7 protein-coding genes and 1 pseudogene are annotated in these 8,844 nt (G+C 68.2%); all 8 read right to left on the bottom strand.

Annotation, left to right across the window (positions count from 1 at the left end; all coding sequences use genetic code 11):
* Positions 1 to 2,048, bottom strand: a 2,048-nt coding sequence (locus N7367_RS18910) for a methyl-accepting chemotaxis protein (protein ID WP_279943001.1), incomplete at its 3' end; no start/stop codon positions are given.
* Positions 2,049 to 2,393: 345 nt separating this feature from the next.
* Positions 2,394 to 4,403: a chemotaxis protein CheA gene (locus tag N7367_RS18905; RefSeq protein ID WP_279942999.1), complete on the bottom strand. Its 2,010-nt coding sequence runs from the start codon at positions 4,401 to 4,403 to the stop codon at positions 2,394 to 2,396.
* 44 nt (positions 4,404 to 4,447) lie between these two features.
* Entirely contained in the window at positions 4,448 to 4,813 is a 366-nt protein-coding gene (locus N7367_RS18900; RefSeq protein WP_005409521.1) for a response regulator, read from the bottom strand.
* Positions 4,810 to 5,118 (bottom strand): STAS domain-containing protein, encoded by a 309-nt coding sequence (locus N7367_RS18895; RefSeq protein WP_053520056.1) that lies wholly within the window; start codon positions 5,116 to 5,118, stop codon positions 4,810 to 4,812. Before N7367_RS18895 ends, N7367_RS18900 begins: the two co-directional genes overlap by 4 nt.
* A 117-nt stretch (positions 5,119 to 5,235) precedes the next feature.
* Positions 5,236 to 6,231: a chemotaxis protein CheW gene (locus N7367_RS18890; RefSeq protein WP_279942998.1), complete on the bottom strand. Its 996-nt coding sequence runs from the start codon at positions 6,229 to 6,231 to the stop codon at positions 5,236 to 5,238.
* Complete coding sequence (locus N7367_RS18885; RefSeq protein ID WP_065176153.1) at positions 6,228 to 7,010, bottom strand: ParA family protein; 783 nt, start codon at positions 7,008 to 7,010, stop codon at positions 6,228 to 6,230. Before N7367_RS18885 ends, N7367_RS18890 begins: the two co-directional genes overlap by 4 nt.
* Before the next feature lie 172 nt (positions 7,011 to 7,182).
* A pseudogene (motD, locus tag N7367_RS18880) lies at positions 7,183 to 8,028 on the bottom strand (flagellar motor protein MotD); the annotation flags it as partial.
* 1 nt (position 8,029) lies between these two features.
* Positions 8,030 to 8,770, bottom strand: coding sequence for a flagellar motor protein (locus tag N7367_RS18875; protein WP_053520060.1), 741 nt, complete (start codon positions 8,768 to 8,770; stop codon positions 8,030 to 8,032).
* Positions 8,771 to 8,844: the final 74 nt, after the last annotated feature.

The raw sequence follows: 8,844 nt of genomic DNA, 5'->3' as shown, positions 1-8,844 counted from the left end.
GCCTGTTCCTCCATCGCCCGTGCAGCGGCGGTGGCTTCCTCCACCAGCGCGGCGTTCTGCTGGGTGGTCTCGTCCATCTGCACCACGGTCTGGTTGACCTGCTCGATGCCGGCGCTCTGTTCCTGCGAGGCCGCGGAAATCTCGGCCATGATGTCGGTTACGCGCTGCACCGAGGCAACGATCTCGCCCATGGTGGCGCCGGCCTTGTGCACCAGCGCAGAACCATCGGCGACCTTGCCCACCGAGTCGTCGATCAGGCCCTTGATCTCCTTGGCGGCGGCGGCCGAGCGCTGGGCGAGGGTGCGCACTTCGCTGGCGACCACCGCAAAGCCGCGGCCCTGTTCACCGGCGCGGGCGGCCTCGACCGCGGCGTTCAGGGCCAGGATGTTGGTCTGGAAGGCGATGCCGTCGATGACGCTGATGATCTCGGCGATCTTCTTCGAGGAGGCTTCGATGGCGGACATGGTGGTGACCACCTGGCCGACCACTTCGCCGCCCTGGGAGGCGACGCCATGGGCACCGATGGCGAGCTGGTTGGCCTGGCGGGCGTGCTCGGCATTCTGGCGCACGGTGGAGGTCAGTTCCTCCATCGAGGCGGCGGTTTCTTCCAGGTTGGCGGCCTGCTGTTCGGTGCGGCGCGACAGGTCGTTGTTGCCCGAGGCGATTTCGCCGGCGGCCAGGGTGATGCTGGAGGCGCTGGCCTGGATCTGGCCAACGATGCGGGTCAGCTGGGTGACGGTGGCATTGGCATCGTCACGCATCCGTGCGAACACGCCGTTGAACTGCCCGTCCATGCGCGCGGTGAGGTCCCCGGCTGCGATCGACTGCAGCAGCTGCGAGAGCTGGCCGAGATTGCTGTCGGCGACTTCCATCATGGTGTTCAGGTGATCGATCATCACCTTGAAATCATGCTGGAAGCGCTGTGCGTCGCCGCGCTGGCTGAAGTCGCCCGCGGCGGCTGCGGCCGCGAGCTGCTGGATCTGCGTATTGATCGCCAGCAGGCTGGACTTGGCCGCATCCATCGACTCATGCAGGATGGCGCGGCTGCCGGGCAGGCGGCGCGCGTCCGGTGCGAGATTGCCGACGGCATACTGGTTGAGTACGTCGATCGCATCGCGGATCGCGTCCAGGTGCTCGAAAATGACCGTATTGATGCCGCTGGCGAGCTGGCCGTAGACACCCGGGAAGTCTTCCGGGATGCGATGGCTGATATCCGGTCCGGCATGCATCTGCGCCATCAGCTGCGTCTGCTCGGAGAATCGGCGCAGCATTGCGGTCATTTCCGCAGTGGCGGACAGCATCTTGCCGGCCTCGTCGTTGCTGGTGGCCCGGGTGCTGACGCTCAGGTCACCGCGGGCGACGGCCTGGATGGCCTGCACGGCCTTGCCGAGCGGACCGGTCACGGCCCGCGAGATGACCGTGGCCAGCGCGGCGGCCAGCAACGACAGCAGTACGATGCAGCCGATGATGGCGATCATGCTGGCGCGATGCGTGGCGTTGGCATCGGCGATCCGCGCGTCCATCAGGCCGGCGATGTGGGCACCCAGTGCCTTCAGGGCGTCGAACAGTTCACGCCGTGCCGGGCGCGACTGCTCGTCGGAAATCTGCTGCGCCATGATGCCGTCGCCGGCGGCCACTGCGTCACGCATGGCCTTGTTGGCGGCGAAGTAGCGATCCACCTGCGCCGAGGCGGCGCGATACAGTTCGCGTTCCTTGTCCTGGGCCGGCAAGGCGGCATAGGCCGCCAGTTCATCGCGTACGGCTTTGGCGGTGGCGTCCATGCGCTTGTTGTAGTCGGCCACCTTGTCCGGTTGGTCCAGCATGGTCAGCTGGGCCAGCTCGTAGGTACGGAATTCACCAAGCTGCGAGCGGGCTTCGCCCAGATGCTGCACCGACGGAATATCGTTGCTGGCCATCGCCCCCAGCTGGTCGTTGGCCTGGCTCAGGCGCAACAGTGCGAACGCACCCAGCAGCAGGGTCATCAGGGTGGTGAGGGTGAACCCCACGGCCAGCTTGCGGGCGATGGGCAGATCGTGGAACCACTTCATGCAGGTGCTCCAGGTGGGCAGAGTGGCGGGCGTGCGTGCCGGCCGGGGAGTGCAGCGTGAATCGGAGCCGATGCGCGTCCGGTCACGACTGTCACTGCGAGATAGCGGCGCACGGCCGGCGGACTTTATGGATGGGCGTCACATCCGGATGCGTAGGGACGGCGGCGCGGACGCGTTGCAGGGGCCGTGTTCCGGCCTGCACGCGGGTGGTTTCCTGCGGCGCCGTGGGCCGACGGAGTTCACGAAATGGAGCGGGAGGCGCACACTCGCCTTGCTACCGGGCTGCACACAAACGAAAGCCGCCGCCCGTGTGGGGCGGCGGCCCTGGATCACCTGCGCTCGGACTCAGGCGGCCTGCGGCACGCGCAGCGAGCGCACCAGCCCACCGATGTCGACGATCAGTGCAACGCGGCCATCGCCGAGGATGGTGGCGCCGGACACGCCGCCGATACGCCGGTAGTTGTTCTCGATGTTCTTGACCACGACCTGCTGCTGACCGACCAGTTCGTCCACTTCCAGTGCGATCTTCTGCCCGTCGCCTTCCACCACCACCACCAGCGATTCGCTGCCGGGCATGCGGGCGCCGTACCCGTAGTACTCGCTGAGGGACAGGATCGGCAGGTACTCGCCACGCACGCGCAGCACGCGCCCTTCGCCGGCCATGCTGCGGATGTCCTCCGGCTGCGGCTGCAGGGCTTCCAGCACATAGGCCAGCGGCAGGATCAACGTCTCGCCCGCCACCGCCACGGTCATGCCGTCGAGGATGGCCAGGGTCAGCGGCAGCCGGATCAGGGTACGCGTTCCAGTGCCCAGGCTGCTTTCGATCTGTACTTCACCGCCCAGTGCCTGGATGTTGCGACGGACGACGTCCATGCCCACGCCGCGCCCGGAGAGATCGGTGACGGCGTCGGCGGTGGAGAAGCCCGGCTGGAAGATCAGGTCCCAGACCTGCGAGTCGGTGGGATTGTCGGGCACGCTCAGGCCGCGTTCGGCCGCCTTGGCGAGGATCCTGGCGCGATCCAGGCCGCGTCCGTCGTCGCTGACTTCGATGACGATGTGGCCTCCCTGGTGCGACGCCGCCAGGGTGATGGTGCCGGTCTCGTCCTTGCCTGCGCCCTTGCGCACGTCCGGCATTTCCAGCCCGTGGTCGATGGAGTTGCGGACCAGGTGGACGAGCGGATCGGCGATCTTCTCGATCAGGCCCTTGTCCAGTTCGGTGCCTTCACCGATGGTGCGCAGGCGGACCTGCTTGCCGAGGCGGGTGGAGAGGTCGCGGACCAGGCGCGGGAAGCGGCGGAACACGGCGTCGACCGGCAGCATGCGCACGCCGATGACGGCTTCCTGCAGGTCGCGGGTGTTGCGTTCGAGCTGATCCAGGCCGGCGAACAGGCTCTCGGCAAGCACCGGATCCAGCGCATGCGAGACCTGCTTGAGCATGGCCTGGGTGATGACCAGTTCACCGACCAGATTGATCAGCGCGTCCACCTTGTCGACACTGACGCGGATCGAGGTTTCCGCGTCCTGGCTGGTGCCAGGGGTGCCACTGGCGGCAGGGGCGGCGGCAACGGGGGGTACTGCAGCAACGGGCGTGGAAGGGGCGTTGGCTGTTGTATCGGGGGCGCGGGTGGCCAGGCTCGGCGGCGCGGCCGGACGGATGTCCAGTTCGCAGTCGTCCAGCACCCACGCAAAGGTGTCTTCGATCTTGCTGCGCGGCACCTTGCCGACCAGGCCGAGGTCCCACGCAAGATGGGCTTCGAGAGGGTCAAGCTGGGCGAAGCCGGGCAGGCGTTCGAGCCGCGCAGCGACCTGCAGCGAGCCGAGATGTTCCAGTTCGCGGATGATGCGCAGCGGATCATTGCCACTCATGAACAGCGAGGGCGCGGGGGTGAAGCCGATCTGCCAGGCTTCGGGCGTATCGTCCACCGGTGCTGCGGCGGCAGCCGCGGCCGGGGCGCTGGCTGCCGGCTGGCCGGACAGCACTGCCTCCAGCCGCGCCTTCACCGCGGCGACGGCCGCCGGATCGGCCGCCAGGCCGTGCTCGGCCTCGCGCAGCAGGGCGCGCAGCACATCCACGGACGACAGCATCGCATCGACCGCGTGGCCTTCCAGCGCGCGCTTGCCGGCGCGCAGCTCGTCCAGCAGCGTTTCCAGTACGTGGGTGAGCGCGGCGATGGCATCGAAGCCGAACGTACCGGCACCGCCCTTGATGGAGTGGGCGGCGCGGAACACCGAGTTGATGATCTCCGCGTCCTGCTGCCCCGACTCCAGGGCCAGCAGGCCGGCCTCCATCGCGTCGAGGCCTTCGCGGCTCTCTTCGAAGAAGGTGGCGTGGAAGCGTTGCAGGTCCATGCTCATGCAGTGGTGATCCGGAAGCGAAGAAGGGGAACGGTGCGGGGCGATCAGCCCAGCACTTTCTGCACGGTAGCGACCAGCTGTTCCGGGTTGAACGGCTTGACCAGCCAGCCGGTGGCGCCGGCGGCCTTGCCTTCGGACTTCTTGTCGGCGGCGGACTCGGTGGTCAGCATCAGCAGCGGCGTGAACTTGTAGTCCGGCAGCTGGCGCAGCTCGCGGATCAGCGCAATGCCGTCCATGTTCGGCATGTTGACGTCGGTGACCACCGCGTTGAAGCGCTGTCCCTTCGCGCGGCCGAGCGCGACCGCGCCGTCTTCAGCTTCTTCGACGGCAAAACCGGCCGAGGTGAGGGCGAAGGACACCATCTGGCGCATCGACGCCGAATCGTCCACCACCAAGATACGTGCGCTCATGCAGCGTTCTCCACAGATTTCAGGTTGTCATGGGGTACGTCCAGGCCCAGGGCCTGGGTGACGCCCAGCAGGCGCGCGGCGTCACGGAAGGTTGCAGTGCAACCGTGGAAGCCGGTGTCCAGGCCCGCCTCGCGGCGTGCCTGCACGAATGCACACAGCACCTGCACGGCGGCGGTGTGGACGCGGCCGACCTGGCTTGCATCCAGGGTCAGCTCGCCAACCTGCGCTACCAGCGGGGCGAGGCGGTTCTTGAGCTCGGTGCTGGTCTCGATGCCGAGATCCTCACCCAGTTCGACAGTGCTCATCGTTGCTCCGGACAAACGGTTCCGTCATCCATATCGGCACCCGCCAGGGGTTCTTTAGGGGGCGGTGAGGCCCTGCGTGCCCGTTCCGACGGGCCCGGGCAACGCGTGGACCCCGCCTCAGTTGAGCAGGCGGGTGGCGTCGAGCAGGATCATCGGCCGTTGGCTGACGCGGGCCACACCACGGAAGAGGTCGTTGGAGATCTGGCAGATGCGGGCGGTATCCGGTGGCTCGATCTGCGAATCAGTGAGATTGGCGACGTCTTCCACGGCCGAGACGCGCAGGCCGATGGTCTCGCCGTCTTCCTCCAGCACCACGATGCGGGTCTGTGCGTCGTCCTCGGCCGCCGCTGCGCCCAGGTGCAGCCCAAGGTCCATCACGGGCACCACCTGGCCGCGCAGGTTCATGATCCCCAGCATCGCCGGCGCAGTGCCGCGCAGCGGCAGCAGGGGTACCGGCAGTACCACCTCCTGCACTTTCAGCAGTTCCAGTGCATAGGCCTGGCTGCCACAGCGCATCCGCAGCCAGCGCGAGGTGCGCTCGTTCGCGCGGCGGTGCTGCGGATGCGGGCTGTTGGCGGGTCGATGGGCCTGCGCCTGCAGTTCCTGCCAGCTGGCAGGGCGGCTGGCGGCGGGTGCCTCGAGGGCGACACGCGGCGGTGCGGCCGCTACCGGCGGCGCAGCGGCGGGTGCCGGGGGCACGATCCGCGCGGGCGCCACCGGATCCACCCCGTCGCCGCTGGCGGCGGCCTCGAAGGCAGCCTGCAGCGCGGGGCTGTCGGTGTGGGCCAGCAACGGGCTTTCCGCGCCGTCGGTCTCGTAGATCACCTCATCGGGCAGATCGTCCCAGGTCGGCTGGCGTTCGGCAGATGCCGGTGCAGAGGACTGGCTGGTGGCCTCGAAGGCGGCCGCCAGAGCGGCGTCATCCACGGGCACCACGTCGCTGCTGCCGGTTTCGTAGATGACCTCTGCCGGCAGGTCGTCCCAGGTCGGCTCGCGTTCGGCGATCGCCGCCGGAAGCGCCGTGTTGCCTGCATCGGGGCTGGCCGCCACCGGGGCGATCGCTTCGCCCAGCAGCTCGTCCAGATAGTCGTCCAGCACGCCGGTGGTGTTCATGCGGCTTGCTCCAGCGCGCGCGCATCCTCGCCAAGGATCCAGTTCAGCGCGCGACGGTAGGCCGCGAGCCCGCGGCCGGGATAGTCCTCGCCGACGCTCGGCAGGGTCAGGCCGGCCGCGTTGCTGACCCGCGTGTCGATCGGAATCGCATCCTCCCAGACGCGTGCGCCGTGACGGTCCTGCATGCTGCGCAGTGATTCGTTGCCGGTGCGGGTGCGGCGGTCGAACAGGGTGGGCAGGATCGAGATCGGCAGCGGGCGCCGGCGCGAGCGCTCGACCATCTCACCGGTGCGCACCATGCCGTCCAGCCCGTGCAGTGCCAGCGGCTCGGCCTGCGTCGGAATGATCAGGCGGTCCGCTGCCGCGAGCGCATTGATCATCAGCAGGCCGAGTGTGGGCGCGCAGTCCAGCAGGATGTAGTCGTGCTGGCCCTGGTGCCGTGCCAGCGCGTTCTGCAGCGCCAGGCCAAGGCCCGGCTGGTTGGCGCTGCGGCGCTCCAGCGTGGCCAGTGCCGGCTGTGCACAGACGTAGTCCAGGCCGCTGACGCTGCTGGTGTGGCAAAGGCTGGACAGCTCGGCCGGAGGTGCGCCGAACAGCTCAAGTACGCCGGTCGGTGGCGGGTCCACCGGCACGCCGAAGGCGCGGCTGAGCGAGGCATGGGGATCAAGGTCGATCAGCAGCACGCGATGGCCCTGCGTGGCCAGGTTGCGACCGAGGGCCAGGGTGGTCGTCGTCTTGCCGACTCCGCCCTTCTGGTTGGCGACTGCCCAGATGCGCATGGGTTTACTCCTTCATTGCCGGGGGAGCGGCGGCGCCGACACGGCTGCCAGCCGGCACCGGTGGCAACTGCACCGGTGCGATGGGGGACGGGGAGGGCACTGTGGCGGGTGTTGCCGCAGGCCCGGCGGACGGGTCGGCCGCGCCGTTGGCGGCGTTCAGGCGCTGGCCCAGCGGGTCGACCGAGTGCGAGGTGTCGGCCAGGATGATGACCATCACCCTCCGGTTGCGGTTGCGACCCTGCGCACTGTCGTTGTCCTCGCGCGGGCGGAACTGGCCGTAGCCGACCATGGCCAGACGCGAAGGCTGCAGGCCCTGGTCGGCGAACAGGTGGACCACGCTGGCGGCCCGCGCGGCCGACAGTTCCCAGTTGGAGGGGAAGGTGGCGGTGGCGATCGGCACGTTGTCGGTGTGGCCTTCCACCCGCACGCTGTTGGGTACGTCGCGCAGCACACCGGCCAGGCTGGACAGCGTCCCGCGCGCGTGCACGTCCAGCGCCGCCGAGCCGGTCGGGAACAGGATGTCGCTGTTGATCTCCACTTCGATCCACAGCTCGGTGCGGCGCACGCTGATCATGCCGCGCTCGATCAGCGGCGACAGCGCGGCGGTCAACCGGTCGGCGATGCTGCTGAGCTGGCGCTCGGCACGGGCGATCTGCTGCTGGTCGTGCACCGAGACCGGCATGCGCATCTGCGAGGCCATGGCCGGCAGCAGGGTAGGGTCGTGCGAGGGTGCCGGTGCGGAAGGGCCGATCTTGGTGCCGGACTTGATCACCGAAGGACTGTCCCAGCCGCCCCCCTGCACCTGCTTGTTGCCGACCTGCACCGGATTGATGGTGCGCGGCGCGCCACCAAAGGCATCGGTGAGCGCATCGGCCATGATCCGGTACTTGCCTTCGTTGATCGAGGAGATCGCATACATCACCACGAAGAAGGCCAGCAGCAGCGTCATCAGATCGGCATAGGGGATCGCCCATGCTTCATGGTTGGCGTGCTCTTCGTGGTGTCTGCGGCGGGCCATGTCAGTGCAGGAAGCCGGACAGGTTGGTTTCGATGTTCCGCGGGTTCTCGCCCTGCGCGATCGAGATCAGGCCTTCGATGACCATCTCGCGGTCGCGGCTGTTGTGGGCGATCACCCCCTTCAGCTTGGCGGCGATCGGCAGGAACAGCAGGTTGGCCGACGCGATGCCGTAGATGGTGGCGGTGAAGGCGGCGGCGATGCCATGCCCCAGCTTGCTGGGGTCGGCCAGGTTCTTCATGACGGCGATCAGGCCCAGCACCGCACCGATGATGCCCAGCGTCGGCGCATAGATGCCCATGCCCTCGAAGACCTTGGCGGCGGCCTGGTCACGGTGTTCCTGGCTGCCCAGCTCGATCTCCAGCATGTGCCGGATCGATTCGGGCTCGACGCCGTCGACCAGCAGCTGCAGGCCTTTGCGCAGGAACGGATCCTGCTGCGCTTCCACCTGCGCTTCCAGGCCCAGCAGGCCCTGGCGGCGGGCGATGTTGCTCCACTCGACGATCTGCTGGATCAGCTCGCGACGATCGCTGTGCGGCGGGCGCACGACCCAGCGCACGATCCGGAAGGCATGCCTGAATACGGCGGGTGCGGTGTGCAGCAGGATCGCGGCGATGGTGCCGACGATGACGATCACGAACGCCGCAGGCGACCACAGGGACGCCAGTCCGGCGCCCTTGAGGATGCTGCCGCCGACCAGCGAGGCCAGGGCGAGAAAGAGTCCGATGAGGCTGAGTCTATCCATGGGTCCGGTATCGGCGTGTGTGAATGGGACTTGAGACACCGGTCGATCGCGTACAGACGGTAGTCACAGTTTCT

It is taken from the genome of Stenotrophomonas sp. GD04145, assembly GCF_029835135.1.
GTDB classification, from domain to species: Bacteria; Pseudomonadota; Gammaproteobacteria; order Xanthomonadales; family Xanthomonadaceae; genus Stenotrophomonas; species Stenotrophomonas maltophilia_P.
Note: the sequence above shows the minus strand (reverse complement) of the source record. Positions and strands in the feature narration are given on the sequence as shown.